General features: G+C 39.1%; 14 protein-coding genes. 13 read left to right on the top strand and 1 reads right to left on the bottom strand.

What is annotated here, in order from left to right:
• Nucleotides 1-3 precede the first annotated feature (3 nt).
• From ACK3CR_RS20090 to ACK3CR_RS20040, 11 genes are all read left to right on the top strand, one after another.
• Complete coding sequence (locus ACK3CR_RS20090) at nt 4-1,245, top strand: competence/damage-inducible protein A (protein WP_488976050.1); 1,242 nt, start codon at nt 4-6, stop codon at nt 1,243-1,245.
• A gap of 205 nt (nt 1,246-1,450) precedes the next feature.
• Complete coding sequence (gene recA / locus ACK3CR_RS20085) at nt 1,451-2,488, top strand: recombinase RecA (RefSeq protein ID WP_276517232.1); 1,038 nt, start codon at nt 1,451-1,453, stop codon at nt 2,486-2,488.
• Nucleotides 2,489-2,958: 470 nt separating this feature from the next.
• A complete protein-coding gene (gene rny, locus ACK3CR_RS20080; RefSeq protein ID WP_061801667.1) occupies nt 2,959-4,518 on the top strand; it encodes a ribonuclease Y in 1,560 nt (519 codons plus the stop codon).
• Nucleotides 4,519-4,610: 92 nt separating this feature from the next.
• The gene (locus ACK3CR_RS20075) at nt 4,611-5,405 is read left to right on the top strand and encodes a TIGR00282 family metallophosphoesterase (RefSeq protein WP_019391884.1); all 795 of its coding nucleotides are present in this window, start codon (nt 4,611-4,613) and stop codon (nt 5,403-5,405) included.
• Nucleotides 5,406-5,581: 176 nt separating this feature from the next.
• Nucleotides 5,582-5,842 (top strand): stage V sporulation protein SpoVS, encoded by a 261-nt coding sequence (gene spoVS, locus ACK3CR_RS20070; RefSeq protein WP_019391885.1) that lies wholly within the window; start codon nt 5,582-5,584, stop codon nt 5,840-5,842.
• Between the two features lie 109 nt (nt 5,843-5,951).
• Nucleotides 5,952-6,875 carry a dipeptidase gene (locus tag ACK3CR_RS20065; RefSeq protein WP_488976049.1) on the top strand — a complete coding sequence of 308 codons (924 nt, stop codon included), beginning with the start codon at nt 5,952-5,954 and terminating at the stop codon, nt 6,873-6,875.
• 179 nt (nt 6,876-7,054) lie between these two features.
• Nucleotides 7,055-8,599, top strand: a complete 1,545-nt coding sequence (miaB, locus tag ACK3CR_RS20060; RefSeq protein ID WP_488976048.1) for a tRNA (N6-isopentenyl adenosine(37)-C2)-methylthiotransferase MiaB — start codon at nt 7,055-7,057, stop codon at nt 8,597-8,599.
• A 1-nt stretch (nt 8,600) separates the two neighbouring features.
• Complete coding sequence (locus tag ACK3CR_RS20055) at nt 8,601-9,029, top strand: YlbF/YmcA family competence regulator (protein WP_040056629.1); 429 nt, start codon at nt 8,601-8,603, stop codon at nt 9,027-9,029.
• A 280-nt stretch (nt 9,030-9,309) separates the two neighbouring features.
• Nucleotides 9,310-10,713 carry a branched-chain amino acid transporter BcaP gene (bcaP, locus tag ACK3CR_RS20050; protein ID WP_328122236.1) on the top strand — a complete coding sequence of 468 codons (1,404 nt, stop codon included), beginning with the start codon at nt 9,310-9,312 and terminating at the stop codon, nt 10,711-10,713.
• A gap of 235 nt (nt 10,714-10,948) precedes the next feature.
• Nucleotides 10,949-12,148: a NupC/NupG family nucleoside CNT transporter gene (locus ACK3CR_RS20045; RefSeq protein WP_243518319.1), complete on the top strand. Its 1,200-nt coding sequence runs from the start codon at nt 10,949-10,951 to the stop codon at nt 12,146-12,148.
• Nucleotides 12,149-12,326: 178 nt separating this feature from the next.
• Entirely contained in the window at nt 12,327-12,551 is a 225-nt protein-coding gene (locus tag ACK3CR_RS20040) for a hypothetical protein (RefSeq protein ID WP_328122235.1), read from the top strand.
• A gap of 88 nt (nt 12,552-12,639) precedes the next feature.
• On the opposite strand, the gene ACK3CR_RS20035 is transcribed toward ACK3CR_RS20040, so the two are convergent.
• Nucleotides 12,640-13,563, bottom strand: coding sequence for a LysR family transcriptional regulator (locus tag ACK3CR_RS20035; RefSeq protein WP_419182609.1), 924 nt, complete (start codon nt 13,561-13,563; stop codon nt 12,640-12,642).
• A 204-nt stretch (nt 13,564-13,767) separates the two neighbouring features.
• Between ACK3CR_RS20035 and ACK3CR_RS20030 the strand changes: the two genes are divergently transcribed.
• Nucleotides 13,768-14,469: a CoA transferase subunit A gene (locus ACK3CR_RS20030; RefSeq protein WP_488976046.1), complete on the top strand. Its 702-nt coding sequence runs from the start codon at nt 13,768-13,770 to the stop codon at nt 14,467-14,469.
• Nucleotides 14,470-15,147, top strand: a complete 678-nt coding sequence (locus ACK3CR_RS20025; protein ID WP_243518325.1) for a 3-oxoacid CoA-transferase subunit B — start codon at nt 14,470-14,472, stop codon at nt 15,145-15,147. It abuts the gene before it with no gap.
• The last annotated feature ends 40 nt before the right edge of the window (nt 15,148-15,187 follow it).

The raw sequence follows: 15,187 nt of genomic DNA, 5'->3' as shown, positions 1-15,187 counted from the left end.
TTGATGAATGCAGAAATTATTGGTGTAGGGTCTGAGCTTTTGCTTGGACAAATCGCAAACACAAACGCTCAATTTTTATCAAAACAGCTTGCATCACTAGGTGTGAATGTATATTATCACACAGTTGTAGGAGATAATCCAAAACGTCTAGAAACTGCGATTGAAGCAGCTAAGGAACGCGCAGATCTTCTTATTTTCACAGGCGGATTAGGGCCTACAAAAGACGACTTAACAAAAGAAACCGTTGCAAAATCACTAGGAAGATCGCTTGTATCACACGAGGAGTCACTTGCCTCTATCAAAGACTATTTTGTAAAAACAAAGCGAGTGATGACACCGAATAATGAAAAGCAGGCACTTGTTGTAGAAGGCTCAGATGTGTTATTAAATGATCACGGCATGGCGCCCGGAATGTACATTGAAGCTGACGGTAAAACGTACATTATGCTCCCAGGACCACCAAAAGAAATGAAGCCAATGTTTGAAAATTATGCAAAACCTCACATCTTAGACCGCCTTGGTGTAAAAGATCAAATTATTTCTCGCGTGCTGCGCTTTTTTGCGATTGGTGAATCACAGCTCGAGACGGAAATTGAAGATCTTTTAGAAGCTCAAAGCAATCCAACAATTGCACCGCTTGCAGGAGATGGGGAAGTTACGCTTCGCTTAACAGCTAAGCATGAGACAGAAGAAGGGGCATTAGCTTTACTAAAAGAAATTGAAGATAAAATTCAAGAGCGCGTTGGCGAATACTTCTATGGATATGACCAAACAACATTGTTTTCTGAAGCGCTCAAAAAGCTTAGTGAAAAGAACTGGACATTAGCAAGTGCTGAAAGCTTAACAGGCGGCTTGTTTAGTGAAAGAATGACAAGTATCTCAGGTTCTGGTGAGCATATGAGAGGCAGCATTGTCACATATCATGATAATATTAAAGAACATGTTTTAGGAGTGGACACTGACGTTCTTCAAAAACATGGCGCAATTAGTGAACAATGTGCGCGCCAAATGGCTGAGAAAATAAAAGAAAAGTTTAATACATCAGTAGGAATTAGTTTCACAGGAGTTGCGGGTCCAAACACAGCTGAAGGGCATCCTGTTGGACATGTTTTTGTTGGACTTGCCATCGAAGGGAAAGAAACGGTTGTTCACGAACTGAACCTTCAAGGAACAAGAGAAGGGATTCGCAAAAGAACCGTCAACTATGGAGCATATTACTTATTAAAAGAAGACAGTGAGCTATAAAAGCTCGCTGTTTTTTACAGAGAAAAAATCGAATGAATGTTCGACTTTTTCCTTGGCAAATGACTCAAAAAGATGTATAGTAGTAATAGAAGCTCCCACCGAAAAATAACGTGTGGGAGAGGAGATACTCGCTTTTAAAACAGACTATTATACTAGCAATAGTTTTAATACATTGTGCTTTCAAAGCGCTAAAGGAGGAAATCAATTGAGCGATCGTCAAGCTGCATTAGATATGGCTTTAAAGCAAATTGAGAAACAGTTTGGTAAAGGTTCTATTATGAAATTAGGAGAAGACACTGAACGTAAGATTTCCAGCGTTCCAAGTGGTTCACTTGCGCTGGATGTGGCACTTGGAATAGGTGGATACCCACGTGGACGTATTGTAGAAGTATACGGCCCAGAAAGCTCTGGTAAAACAACGTTTGCTCTACATGCCATTGCAGAAGTACAAGCAGAAGGTGGACAAGCTGCTTTTATCGATGCAGAGCATGCTCTTGATCCAGTTTATGCAAGAAACTTAGGTGTAAAAGTAGATGAACTTCTTTTATCACAGCCAGATACAGGTGAGCAAGCGTTAGAAATCGCAGAAGCTCTTGTACGAAGCGGTGCTGTTGATATTGTTGTTGTCGACTCTGTTGCAGCTCTTGTACCAAAAGCAGAGATTGAAGGGGAAATGGGTGACTCACACGTTGGTTTACAAGCTCGTCTAATGTCACAAGCTCTTCGTAAGCTTTCAGGTGCAATCAACAAGTCTAACACAATTGCTTTGTTCATCAACCAAATTCGTGAAAAAGTGGGCGTAATGTTCGGTAACCCAGAAACAACTCCTGGTGGACGCGCGCTTAAATTCTATTCTTCTGTTCGTCTTGAAATTCGTCGTGCAGAACAGCTTAAACAAGGTAACGACGTTGTCGGAAACAAAACAAGAGTTAAAGTTGTAAAAAATAAAGTAGCACCACCATTCCGTACAGCTGAAGTAGATATCATGTATGGGGAAGGTGTGTCAAGAGAAGGCGAACTTTTAGATATCGGTTCTGAACTTGATATCGTTCAAAAAAGCGGTGCTTGGTACTCTTACAACGAAGAACGTCTTGGACAAGGTCGCGAGAATGCGAAACAGTTCTTAAAAGAAAATAAAGAGATTGCTGCTGAGATTCGTAACCAAATTCGTCTTCACCATGGTTTAGATGAAGAGATGGTACAACCGGCAGAAGAGCAAGAAAAAGTAGAAGTTCCAGAATAAAAGGCTGATTTTTTCAGCCTTTTTTTTATAATAAAATATTGATATACATAGAGTAGAAAAGCTTTTAAGCATAAAAAGAGAGAGTAGTGGAGAAAATGGAACTAGGTGGAAAATTACTCTTATCCCTTCAAAGAAAAGAATTTGAACAAATTGGAAGGCTTGACAATAAATTTTGCCACCTTTACAATTAATATGTATATCTTATATTAATGTAATGAATCAGTTGCTATGTAAAAAAGCGAATTGATGTTACAATGGAATAGGAGAACGGACACGTACTCAATGAGCATGTGTTAACATGAGTCAAAAGCTTTGCTTACCGTTCGGCTCGCTTTGATATAAGACTCAAAAATCGGGTCGCTTTTTTTATAGCGACGGCTTTTTTTTACAAGCCTTTGTATGTATATGGAAACATGAAAAATGTACATGCCGACAAGACAATTTACTTATAGCAAGAGGAGGTGAAAAGGATGGAAACTATTACAATCATCTCCGCTTTGCTTACCTTAATCGTCGGTATTGTTGTTGGGTATTTTATTCGCAGATCTATTGCAGAGGCGAAGATCGCAGGCGCGAAAAGTGCTGCGGAACAGATTGTGGACGAAGGAAAACGCGAAGCAGAATCCTTGAAAAAAGAAGCATTGCTAGAAGCGAAAGACGAAATTCACAAGCTTCGTACAGAAGCTGAGCAAGAAATTCGAACTCGCCGAACAGAGCTTCAAAAACAAGATAATCGCTTAATGCAAAAAGAAGAGAACCTTGACCGAAAAGACGAGACGCTAGACAAGCGTGAAACGGCACTTGAAGGGAAAGAACATTCTCTTACACAGAGACAACAACAAATAGAAGAAATGGAAAGCAAAGCGGAAGAAATGCTAGCCGCTCACCAAACAGAGCTTGAACGAATTTCAGGCTTAACGCGTGAAGAAGCGAAGCAAATTATTCTTGACCGCGTAGAGAATGAACTCTCACATGATGCGGCCGTGATGATTAAAGAAAGTGAACATCGAGCAAAAGAAGAAGCGGACAAGAAAGCAAAAGAAATCCTGTCGCTTGCTCTCCAAAGATGTGCAGCAGACCACGTTGCTGAAACAACAGTATCAGTTGTTAACTTGCCAAACGACGAAATGAAAGGACGAATTATCGGACGTGAAGGCCGAAACATTCGAACACTAGAAACATTAACAGGTATTGATCTTATTATTGATGATACACCAGAAGCAGTCATTTTATCAGGTTTTGATCCTATTCGTCGTGAAACAGCAAGAATTGCACTTGATAAACTTGTTCAAGATGGACGTATCCATCCAGCTCGTATTGAGGAAATGGTCGAAAAATCTCGTCGTGAGGTTGATGAGTACATTCGAGAAGTTGGAGAACAAACAACATTCGAAGTTGGTGTTCACGGACTCCATCCAGATTTAATTAAAATTTTAGGACGCTTGAAGTTCCGTACAAGCTATGGTCAAAACGTCTTAAAACACTCAATGGAAGTGGCTTTCCTAGCAGGCCTTATGGCAGCAGAGCTTGGGGAAGATGCCGTTCTTGCACGCCGTGCAGGGTTGCTTCATGATATTGGAAAAGCGATTGATCATGAAGTGGAAGGAAGTCACGTTGAGATTGGGGTTGAGCTCGCAACAAAATATAAAGAGCACCCTGTTGTCATTAATGCCATCGCTTCTCACCACGGTGACGCTGAACCAACATCGATTATCGCTGTGCTTGTAGCAGCTGCTGATGCGCTTTCGGCTGCACGCCCTGGAGCAAGAAGTGAAACGCTTGAAAACTATATTCGTCGCTTAGAAAGACTTGAAGAGATTTCAGAAGGTTACGAAGGCGTCGAAAAATCATTTGCAATTCAAGCAGGTCGTGAAGTTCGAATCATGGTGAAACCAGATACGATTGATGACCTACAGGCGCATCGTTTAGCTCGAGATATTCGCAAGCGAATTGAAGAGGAGCTCGATTACCCTGGTCACATTAAAGTCACGGTTATTCGTGAAACAAGAGCCGTTGAATATGCAAAATAAATAACGCCAGATAGTCTCGGAAACATCGTTTCCGAGACTATCTTATTTCTATCAGCTTAAAATGAGAATTTGAACGTAGAAGGGATTTAATTATGAAGATTTTATTTGTCGGAGATGTTGTAGGCTCTCCAGGAAGAGAAATGATAGAAGACTATTTGCCGCGCTTAAAGCAAAAGTTTTCTCCAAATATGATTATTGTAAACGGAGAAAATGCCGCACATGGTAAAGGAATTACAGAGAAAATTTACCGAGGCTTTCTAAATAGTGGAGCACACGTTGTTACACTAGGAAACCATGCATGGGATAAGCGCGAGATTTTTGATTTCATTGACAATGCAAAACAGCTTGTTCGTCCTGCAAACTTTCCAGAAGGAACGCCAGGAAAAGGGCTTGTTTTCTATCCATATCGAAATACAGAAGTCGCGGTTATTAACTTGCAAGGTCGCGCGTTCTTGCCTCCAATTGATTGTCCATTTAAAAAAATCGATGAACTTATCGAAGAAGCTCGCAAGCGTACGTCCCTTATTTTTGTTGATTTTCATGGAGAAGCAACAAGTGAAAAGCAAGCGCTTGGTTGGTACGTAGATGGCCGTGTTTCAGCTGTGGTTGGTACACATACACACGTTCAAACAGCAGATAACCGTGTTCTTCCAAAAGGAACGGCTTATATTTCAGATGTTGGAATGACAGGTCCATATGATGGAATTTTAGGAATGAGCCGTGAAGCTGTTCTACGTCGTTTTCAAACAGCTTTACCAGTTCGCTTTGAAGTAGAGGAAGGGCGCAAACAGCTTAGTGCCGTTCTAATTGATATTGAAGATAAAACAGGTAAAGCAAAAAAGATTGAGCGCATTTTAATTAACGACGATCATCCGTTTTTCGTATAAAAGAAGAGTCGCAGAATTTCTGTGACTTTTTTACATTAATTGTTTTCGAAATTTTTAGAAAAAATAAAGAAATAGGCAGGAATATGTATGCGCTACCGTGAATATAGTATCAATGAAATTAAAGTTTTTCTACTAAACCTTCAATATACACTGTAAAAGATGAGGAGGATTCAAAGATGGAAATCTTAAAAGTATCAGCAAAATCAAATCCAAACTCAGTGGCAGGAGCACTTGCTGGCGTTTTGCGTGAACGAGGCGGAGCCGAGATTCAAGCAATTGGTGCAGGAGCGCTCAATCAAGCTGTAAAAGCCGTGGCGATTGCGAGAGGATTTGTAGCACCAAGTGGCGTTGATCTCATCTGTATTCCGGCATTTACTGACATTCAAATCGATGGCGAAGAACGGACAGCCATTAAGCTTATTGTGGAACCTCGCTAAAACAATGGATTTTTTTCATAAACGTTCATTCCATAACATAGATAATGGAATATAAAATAACCTGTTGAATATTCAACAGGTTATTCTAGTTGAAAAGGGAAGTGATCAAATGCTCGTTTTTGACGCACATTGCGACGCTTTATTAAAACTATGGAGCGACGAAAAAATTTCTTTTTTCCAAGATGAAAAAAGTCTGCACGTTACCGTAAAAGATCTGTGGCAAGGTGGAGTAAAAGTGCAACTTTTTGCAATTTACATTCCTGAACGGGTCGCGCCGTCTGCTCGCTTCACAGTAGCCCTTAAGATGGTTGAAATCTTTCATGAGCGAGTTTTGGCTCAGGAGAAGATGAAGCATGTGCGAAACAAGAGGGATATTGAAGCTTTAAAAGAAAGTGAAATAGGAGCAATGCTAACGCTTGAAGGATGTGATGCAATTGGAGTAGAAGAAACATATCTAAAAACCTTGTTGCGGCTCGGTGTTTCTTCTGTTGGCTTAACGTGGAACCATTCAAATGCCGTTGCAGACGGCGTTCTAGAAGAGCGTGGAGCAGGTTTGTCATCATTTGGTTGCCGTATTGTGAATCTTCTTGACAAAAATAAAGTATGGACAGACGTATCACATCTTTCTAAAAAAGGATTTTGGGACGTGATGGAGCTTTCTTCATATCCAATTGCTTCTCATTCTAATGCTTATTCGCTTTGTAGACATCCGCGAAATTTAGATGATAGTCAAATTAGAGCGCTTATTTCAAAAAACAGCATGATTGGCATCACTTTTGTTCCCGATTTTTTGCGCCAAGGAGGAAGGGCAACAGTAAGCGATGTGCTCCGTCATCTTGATTATGTGTGCAGTTTAGGAGGAGAACGAAATGTAGGATTTGGTTCTGACTTTGACGGTATTGATGAAACGGTAGAAGGCCTAGACAGAGCAGGAAAGTATGATCATCTCGCAAACACGCTTTTGCGTTATTATAAAGAAGAACATGTTCATCGCTTTTTGTATCAAAATTTCTTCGATCATCTTCCATATTAAGAGAACGGAAATTGCCTTTTCTAAGAAAGAAATTTTGTAAACACCTATGAAATATGGTATCTTTTTTAATAGCATGTTAGGAATTTAACCACTTTTTCATGTTTCTTAAAAGAGAGGGAAGCCTCTCTTTTTCGCGTGTCTATAAGGGATGCGTGCTTTATCTTGAAAGGAGAATACTTATGAACGAACAACAACGTCTTGAAGGAAAACAAGCGACGCCAGCGGACAAAAAATCCGTAAAGGAAAAAACGTCGGCAGACTTTGCAAAATACTTTGAATCTGTTTATGCTCCGCCATCTTTAAAAGATGCAAAAAAACGCGGAAAAGAAGAAATTAAATATGAGAACGACTTTAAAATTGAAGAAGAATTTAGAGGCATGGGTGAGGGACGTAAATTTTACATCCGCACGTACGGCTGTCAAATGAACGAACATGATACAGAAGTGATGGCTGGGATTTTCATGGCTTTAGGTTATGAGCCGACGGAAGAACAAGTAGATGCAGACGTTATTTTACTGAACACCTGTGCAATCCGTGAAAACGCAGAAAACAAAGTGTTCGGTGAAATCGGTCATTTGAAGCATCTGAAGCGCCAAAATCCAGATCTTATTCTTGGAGTTTGTGGCTGTATGTCACAAGAAGAATCTGTTGTAAATAAAATCCTAAAAACGTTCCCACATATGGACCTTATTTTCGGAACACACAACATTCACCGCCTTCCACAGCTTTTAAAAGAAGCATATATGTCAAAAGCAATGGTTGTTGAAGTATGGTCAAAAGAAGGAGATGTAATTGAAAACCTTCCACGCGTACGTAAAGGCCAAATTAAAGGTTGGGTAAACATCATGTACGGCTGTGATAAGTTCTGTACGTACTGTATTGTGCCATATACACGAGGAAAAGAGCGCAGTCGTCGTCCAGAAGAAATTATTGCAGAAGTACGTCAGTTAGCAGCTCAAGGATATAAAGAAATTACGCTTCTTGGCCAAAATGTAAATGCGTATGGTAAAGACTTTGAAGATATGGAATATGGCTTAGGACACTTAATGGATGAGCTTCGCAAAATTGATATTCCACGTATTCGTTTTACAACAAGTCATCCTCGTGACTTTGATGATTATTTAATTGAAGTACTTGCCAAAGGCGGTAACCTTCTAGATCATATTCACCTTCCTGTACAGTCTGGAAGCAGTGCCGTATTGAAACTAATGGCACGTAAATACGACCGCGAGCGCTATTTGGAGCTTGTTCGCAAAATTAAAGAAGCAATGCCAAACGCATCGCTTACAACAGACATTATCGTTGGCTTCCCAAATGAAACAGACGAGCAGTTTGAAGAAACAATGTCTCTCTATCGTGAAGTAGGCTTTGATAGTGCTTATACATTTATCTACTCACCACGTGAAGGTACGCCAGCAGCGAAAATGAAAGATAACGTACCAATGCGTGTGAAAAAGGAGCGTTTGCAACGTCTAAATGCGCTTGTAAATGAAACTTCTGCAGCGAAAATGAAGGAATATGAAGGCAAGGTTGTCGAAGTATTAGTAGAAGGGGAAAGTAAAAATAATCCTGAAATTCTAGCTGGTTACACAGAGAAAAGTAAGCTTGTTAACTTTAAAGGACCAAAGTCAACGATTGGCAGCATTGTAAAAGTAGAAATTACAAAAGCGAAAACTTGGTCTCTTGACGGTGTGATGGCAGAGGAGATTGTTGAGGTGAAATAAGATGAAAAAGTATTCAAAAGAAGACATTCTTTTGCGTGCGCGCGAGCTTGCTGGAATGATTTCCGAAACGGAAGAAGTAGATTTTTTCAAGCGAGCGGAAGCGAAACTCAATGAAAATGAGAAAGTTCGTCTTACCATTAACGAAATTAAGCAGCTTCAAAAGCAGGCTGTCAATTTCCAACACTACGGAAAAACAGAAGCATTGCGCAAAACAGAAGCTAAAATTGACGCACTTCAAGAAGAACTTGATAACTTGCCGATCATTCAGCAGTTTAAAGATTCTCAAGGAGATGTAAATGATCTTCTTCAACTTGTTGCGACAACGATTTCTAAAAAGGTAACAGACGAAATCATTATTTCTACAGACGGCAATTTACTTAGCGGTGAAACAGGGTCACAAGTGAAATCTTCAAAAGGAACGTGTCATTAAAATAGAAGGACTCAAGCCTTTATAGGTCTTGAGTCCTTTGTTTTTGTCAAAAAGAATCAAAAAATGTGTAAGAGTATCTTACAAAAATAGAGAAATAGATGTAAAAAAGAGATAATCTTAAAAAGTATTTTTCAGAAAATTATAGACTTTTCCCAAAAAATATTTTAAAATCTACTCAGACCTATTCATTTGGATAGGTGAAACGAAAGGAGTCAGAATTTACAGAAAATATAGAATAATTAGAATTCATCATTTGTAGAGAACAGAAGGGGGAAAAAAGATGGGCAATGGTTTAGCAAGAAAAAAGAATATAGAAGATATGATTGCTGCATCGAGTAGTGGAAAAGGATTAAAGCGTGAGCTTGGCGCATTTGACCTTACGATGCTTGGAATCGGAGCTATTATTGGAACAGGAATTTTTGTTTTAACAGGAACAGGAGCTCTTACAGCAGGACCAGGACTTATGCTTTCGTTCGTTATTGCGGGACTTGCATGTTTGTTTGCTGCTTTAGCATATGCAGAATTTGCATCAACAGTGCCTGTATCAGGGTCTGTATACACATACACTTATGCAACATTGGGCGAATTTTTAGCCTTTATTATCGGTTGGGATTTAATTTTGGAATATTTGCTTGCGGTTAGTGCCGTTTCTGTTGGTTGGTCAGGCTACTTTCAATCGTTTTTAAGTGGAATTGGGATTAATTTACCGACTGCTTTAACAGCAGCACCTGGCTCTGTTGAAGGAGCAACAACATTTTTTAATCTTCCTGCTTTTATTATCATTATGGCAATTACTTTGTTAATTTCACTTGGTGTAAAAGAATCAAAACGTGTTAACAACATTATGGTAATTCTGAAAGTATTAGTTGTTGTCTTATTTATTGCAGTTGCTTGCTTCTATGTAAAGCCATCAAACTGGGCGCCATTTGCACCATTTGGTTTTAGTGGTATTTTCCAAGCAGCAGCACTTGTTTTCTTCGCCTTTATTGGGTTCGATGCCGTAGCATCTGCAGCAGAAGAAACAAAGAACCCAAAGAAAAACTTACCACGAGGTATTATGGCGTCACTTTTCGTTTGTACAATCCTTTACGTTATCGTAACAGCGATTATGACAGGTGTTGTACCGTTTATGAGATTTGAAGGTGCAATTGATCATCCTATCTCACTTGTATTGCAAATGTCAGGACAAAACTGGGTAGCAGGGATTATCGACGTTGGAGCTGTTCTTGGAATGACAACGGTTATGCTTGTTATGCTCTATGGTCAAACGCGCGTTATGTTTTCAATGTCAAGAGATGGTCTTATGCCAGCCAAACTATCTAAAGTTCACCCGAAATATAAAACACCATTTTTCGGAACTTGGTTCTTTGGGACAGTTGCAGCTTTAGTTGGTGCTCTTATTCCACTTGATGAGCTTGCAAAACTTGTAAATATCGGAACGTTAGCAGCCTTTATCCTAATTTCTATCGCTGTTCTTGTATTACGCAAAACGCGTCCAGATATGCCAAGAGGATTCCGCTGCCCAGCTGTTCCTTTAGTGCCAATTTTAGCTATCCTATTCTGCGGATTTTTAATCTCTCAGCTTGGATCTCAAACGTTCATTCGTTTCTTAATCTGGCTTGCAATTGGCGTTGTCATTTACTTTGCATATTCACGCCGTAACTCAAAACTAAATGAAAAATAAGGCACAAAAAAGAAGAGGAGAGCGTTTCCTCTTCTTTTTTTATTCATAAAAAAAGGAATAAAAAACATATTAAGAAAGAACGGAAGAATAAGAATAGCTAATTAGGAGCAAAAAGTTTAAAAAAGTTGAAATATCCCGAATTTAGTATGGCGAAATGAGTCGATATTAGTTACTATTAGAGGGTATGTGAAATATAGCGCGTCTCAGCGTTAGGAAATAGGTAGGAGTGAAAAACATGTATGTTCTTATTAACATCATTGGGATTCTAGTTGTACTTGCACTTGCTTACATTAGTTCCCTTGATCGTAAAAAGATTAAATTATGGCCAATTGCCGTTATGGTTGTACTACAGTTCATCGTAACATGGCTTATGCTTACAACAACAATTGGAGGAACAATCATTAAAGGAGTCGCAGCTTTCTTTGTTTTCCTTATTGACTCCGCTCTAGAGGGCGTAGCTTTCATCGTCCCTGATCTTGTGCCACAAGATGGTTCAGGCACAATGTTCTTTATTGGTGTATTGCTTCCTATTATCTTTATTGTTGCATTTTTCGATATTCTAACGTATTTCGGAATTATGCCGCTTCTTATTAATGTTATTGGTTGGATTCTATCTAAGCTAACAGGAACGCCTCGTTTTGAAAGCTTTTTCGCTGCACAAGTTATGTTCTTGGGCAACAATGAAGCGCTTGCTGTTACACGTGACCAAATTAGCAAAATGAGTGACAAACGTCTCCTATCTATGTGTATGATGGGAATGTCTTGTGTTAGTGCAAGTGTTCTTGGAGCGTACATGACGCTTCTTGATCCGAAATATGTATTAACTGCAATCCCGCTTAACGCGCTTGGTGCTCTTATCATGTCATCCTTAATTGTACCGTATACGGTTTCAAAAGAAGAAGACGTTGTGTACAAGCCTTCAAAAGCAGAGCGTAAAAACTTCTTTGATGTGATCTCAACTAGTATGCTAACAGGTGGAAAGATGGCATTAATCATTGCAGCAATGCTCGTTGGTTTTACAGCTCTTATTGCCTGCATCAACGGAATTCTAGGTATTTTCAATGATAGTCTTACACTTGAATATTTATTCTCACTTATCTTTGCTCCACTTGCTTTCTTAATGGGAGTAGAATGGACAGAAGCGTTGAAAATCGCTCGCTTTATGGGAGAGAAATTAGCAACAAACGAATTTGTAGCAATGACAAACTTAAAAGAAGTATTAGGTACATTAAAACCGCATTCACAAGCCGTTATTTCAACGTTCCTTGTGTCATTCTGTAACTTCTCAACAATCGGAATCATTCTAGGAAGCGTACAAGCTTTATTTGGTTCTGAAAAATCAGCATATGTTGCGAAATATACATGGCGTTTACTTTTAGCAGGTATTCTTGTTTCTTGTCTTACAGCAATGGTTGTTGGTTTATTTGTACATTAAAACCAGAGAAATTGATAGTAATAGAGCACGATAAAAAGCAGTGGCGTGAATTTACGCCACTGCTTTGTTTTTTATGTACGTTTAGTTCGAATTGCTAGATTTTTTCGTTCACCCATTTTAGATATACAGGCACCCATTTTTTCTAATGCAATACGATGTATTTGAAGGAGTGGTGACAATGCCATGGCAACAAAAAATTAGGTATTTAATTGGGCAGCCTGTTGGGATTTCATTAACAAATGGGCAAGGGACTGCAGGTGTTTTGTGCGGTACATCTGGAAATAAGCTTCTTGTAATTGAATATTTATATCAAGCGCAATTTGCCTTAAAGCAATACGATTTTTATATGATTCAAGATATAAATGGATTTCCACCTTGTCAGAACCAACAACCATTATATTAAAGACAAGTCCTTCTATAGAGGGACTTGTCTTTGGTTGATCTTCTAACTTTATTTATTGTTTTCTTTATTTCAATAGAACTTGTTAGCATTATATGGGCTGATTTTTTTTGATAAGTTTATGATCTTCAGAATAACTTACAAGAAAATCAATGAGCTTTCGATTAGCAAACGAAATGTAGCTGTTCTTTTTTACAGCAAAACCAAGTTCCCATAGTGGAGTGGGGTTAACAAGTGGAACCATCGTGATTTTGTCATGATTCATCTTACTATAAATAGACTGCGGAAGAATGGCAATTCCAAACTCTTCTGCTACAAGTTCACTAATTAAATCCCACTGTGAGCTTTCATATGGAACACTTGGTGTAAAACCTGCATTCACACATTCCCATATGATGCGGTCATGAAGCGTAAACTGTTTGCTGAACAAAATAAATTTTTCTTCTGATAGCTCCTTTAAAGAGAGGGATGTTCTATTGGCGAATTTGTGCGTTTTAGCACAAAAGAAAGCAAACTCTTCTTGGATAAAAGGATGAATTTCAAATTTTGGGTTGTTTACAGGCAGTACAATGATGGCAATATCCACTTTCTCTTCTTCTACAAATTCGACAAGTTTTTTTGCCCCAAATTCGACAAGTTCAAGTGAAATCTTCGGATATTGGTTATGAAAGCTCCTTGCGATTGATGGAAAGAAAAGAGTGCCAATCAAAGGAGGAATACCGATGCGGATTGTACCTGTTGGGGAATTCATGAGGTTATCAAGACGAAGCGTTAAATCTGTGAGGGAAGCTGTTAGTTTGAGCGCTTCTTGATAGACAATTTCTCCTGCATCTGTAAGTTTAAGCTTGCGGGTCGAGCGATCAAAAAGCTCGACTTTGAGCTCTTCTTCAAGGTTTTTAACAATTTTACTTAAAGCAGGCTGTGAAAGGTGTACGTTTGCAGCAGCTTTTGTGAAACTTTCCTGCTCAGCAACCGCTACAAAATACTCCAGCTGGCGGATATCCACGGCCATCATCCTTCCTATTCTTTATTTTCATACTATTCATTCCATTTATTTATTTTACTTATTAATCGGAAAATTGTAAACTCTTACATAAGGAAAGGTAAAATTTCCTACGTTGGACAAAGAAGAAGTTGAGAGTTCTCTGCCATAAAAAATAAATATGTATGCGCTACCAAAACGCTGAATATGAAAAGATTATAGAAAGGAACGATGGTGATGAAAACGATTTACTCATCCTTTATAGAAGCCGTTTCTGACATCAAAGATGGAGATACTCTGATGGTGGGCGGATTTGGATTATGTGGTATTCCTGAAAATCTAATATTAGCTCTTGCTGAAACAGGAGCAAAAGATTTGACAGTAATTTCGAATAACTGTGGTGTTGATGACTATGGTCTTGGAGTTCTTTTAAAAAATAAACAAATTAAAAAGATGATTAGTTCATATGTTGGAGAAAATAAAGAATTTGAGCGCCAAGTTCTTCAAGGAGAGCTTGAAGTAGAGTTAACACCACAAGGAACGCTTGCTGAAAAGATTCGGGCAGGTGGGGCAGGTATTCCAGCTTTCTTCACACCAGCTGGCGTTGGTACCCCAATTGCAGAAGGAAAAGAAATACGTGAGTTTAACGGCAAAAAGTACGTGCTTGAAGAAGCGCTCACAGCAGATTTTACTTTAGTCAGAGCAGAGGAAGGCGACAAGTGGGGAAATCTTGTGTATAACAAAACAGCTCAAAACTTTAGTCCAATAATGGCAGCAGCAGGAAAAGTTACGATTGCTGAAGTTGAGAAATTAAGCGAAGTTGGCTCTTTAAATCCAAACTTTATTCATACACCGAGCATTTATGTTCAAGGACTTATTCAAGGTAAGCAAGAAAAACGAATTGAACGCTTAACAAAACGAGAAGCGGGGGTGAACTAAATGAGCAAAGGAATTCAAGATAAAAAAGCAGTCCGTGAGAAGATTGCGAGACGCGCTGAAAAAGAAATTGCAGATGGTTCTTACGTAAACCTTGGAATTGGGATGCCAACGCTCGTAGCAAATTATATTAGCGATAACAAACAAGTTGTGCTTCAGTCTGAAAACGGCCTTTTAGGTATTGGACCATATCCTTTAGAAGAAGAAGTTGACGCAGATTTAATTAATGCTGGTAAAGAAACAGTTACAGCTATACCAGGTTCTTCTTATTTTAACAGCGCTGAATCGTTTGCTATGATTCGCGGTGGTCATATTGACGTAGCGATCCTGGGAGGTATGGAAGTATCTGAAAAAGGAGATCTTGCCAACTGGATGATTCCAGGGAAAATGATTAAAGGCATGGGAGGCGCAATGGATCTTGTGCACGGTGCCCGTAAAACAATTGTCATTATGGATCACGTCAATAAAGCCGGCGAATCAAAAATTTTGTCTCAATGTGAGCTACCGCTAACGGGGGAAGGCGTTGTAGATCGCATTATCACAGAAAGAGCCGTTATTGATGTTGTAGACTCTGGGCTTTTACTTGTTGAAGTAGCAAAAGGCTACACAGTTGAAGAGGTTGTGAATTCCACAGAAGGCCGCTTAACAGTTAGTGATGAAGTAAAACTTGATGCTTATTAAAACAAGAGAATTTTAAGGGGAAGTTCTTTTGTTGATATAT

The sequence above is a fragment of the Priestia sp. TRM10 genome (genome assembly GCF_057808375.1).
The sequence above is the reverse complement of the archived record's forward strand: the minus strand, read 5'-3'. Positions and strand labels throughout refer to the sequence as shown.

What these genes read in the sequence shown, in the direction of transcription:
- ACK3CR_RS20045 (WP_243518319.1), top strand. Translation starts at nt 10,949, where the DNA reads ATGTATGTTCTTATTAACATCATTGGGATTCTAGTTGTACTTGCACTT.
- spoVS (WP_019391885.1), top strand. Translation starts at nt 5,582, where the DNA reads ATGGAAATCTTAAAAGTATCAGCAAAATCAAATCCAAACTCAGTGGCA.
- ACK3CR_RS20030 (WP_488976046.1), top strand. Translation starts at nt 13,768, where the DNA reads ATGAAAACGATTTACTCATCCTTTATAGAAGCCGTTTCTGACATCAAA.
- ACK3CR_RS20035 (WP_419182609.1), bottom strand. Translation starts at nt 13,563, where the DNA reads ATGATGGCCGTGGATATCCGCCAGCTGGAGTATTTTGTAGCGGTTGCT.
- ACK3CR_RS20025 (WP_243518325.1), top strand. Translation starts at nt 14,470, where the DNA reads ATGAGCAAAGGAATTCAAGATAAAAAAGCAGTCCGTGAGAAGATTGCG.
- ACK3CR_RS20090 (WP_488976050.1), top strand. Translation starts at nt 4, where the DNA reads ATGAATGCAGAAATTATTGGTGTAGGGTCTGAGCTTTTGCTTGGACAA.
- miaB (WP_488976048.1), top strand. Translation starts at nt 7,055, where the DNA reads ATGAACGAACAACAACGTCTTGAAGGAAAACAAGCGACGCCAGCGGAC.
- ACK3CR_RS20075 (WP_019391884.1), top strand. Translation starts at nt 4,611, where the DNA reads ATGAAGATTTTATTTGTCGGAGATGTTGTAGGCTCTCCAGGAAGAGAA.
- bcaP (WP_328122236.1), top strand. Translation starts at nt 9,310, where the DNA reads ATGGGCAATGGTTTAGCAAGAAAAAAGAATATAGAAGATATGATTGCT.
- ACK3CR_RS20040 (WP_328122235.1), top strand. Translation starts at nt 12,327, where the DNA reads ATGCCATGGCAACAAAAAATTAGGTATTTAATTGGGCAGCCTGTTGGG.
- ACK3CR_RS20065 (WP_488976049.1), top strand. Translation starts at nt 5,952, where the DNA reads ATGCTCGTTTTTGACGCACATTGCGACGCTTTATTAAAACTATGGAGC.
- rny (WP_061801667.1), top strand. Translation starts at nt 2,959, where the DNA reads ATGGAAACTATTACAATCATCTCCGCTTTGCTTACCTTAATCGTCGGT.
- ACK3CR_RS20055 (WP_040056629.1), top strand. Translation starts at nt 8,601, where the DNA reads ATGAAAAAGTATTCAAAAGAAGACATTCTTTTGCGTGCGCGCGAGCTT.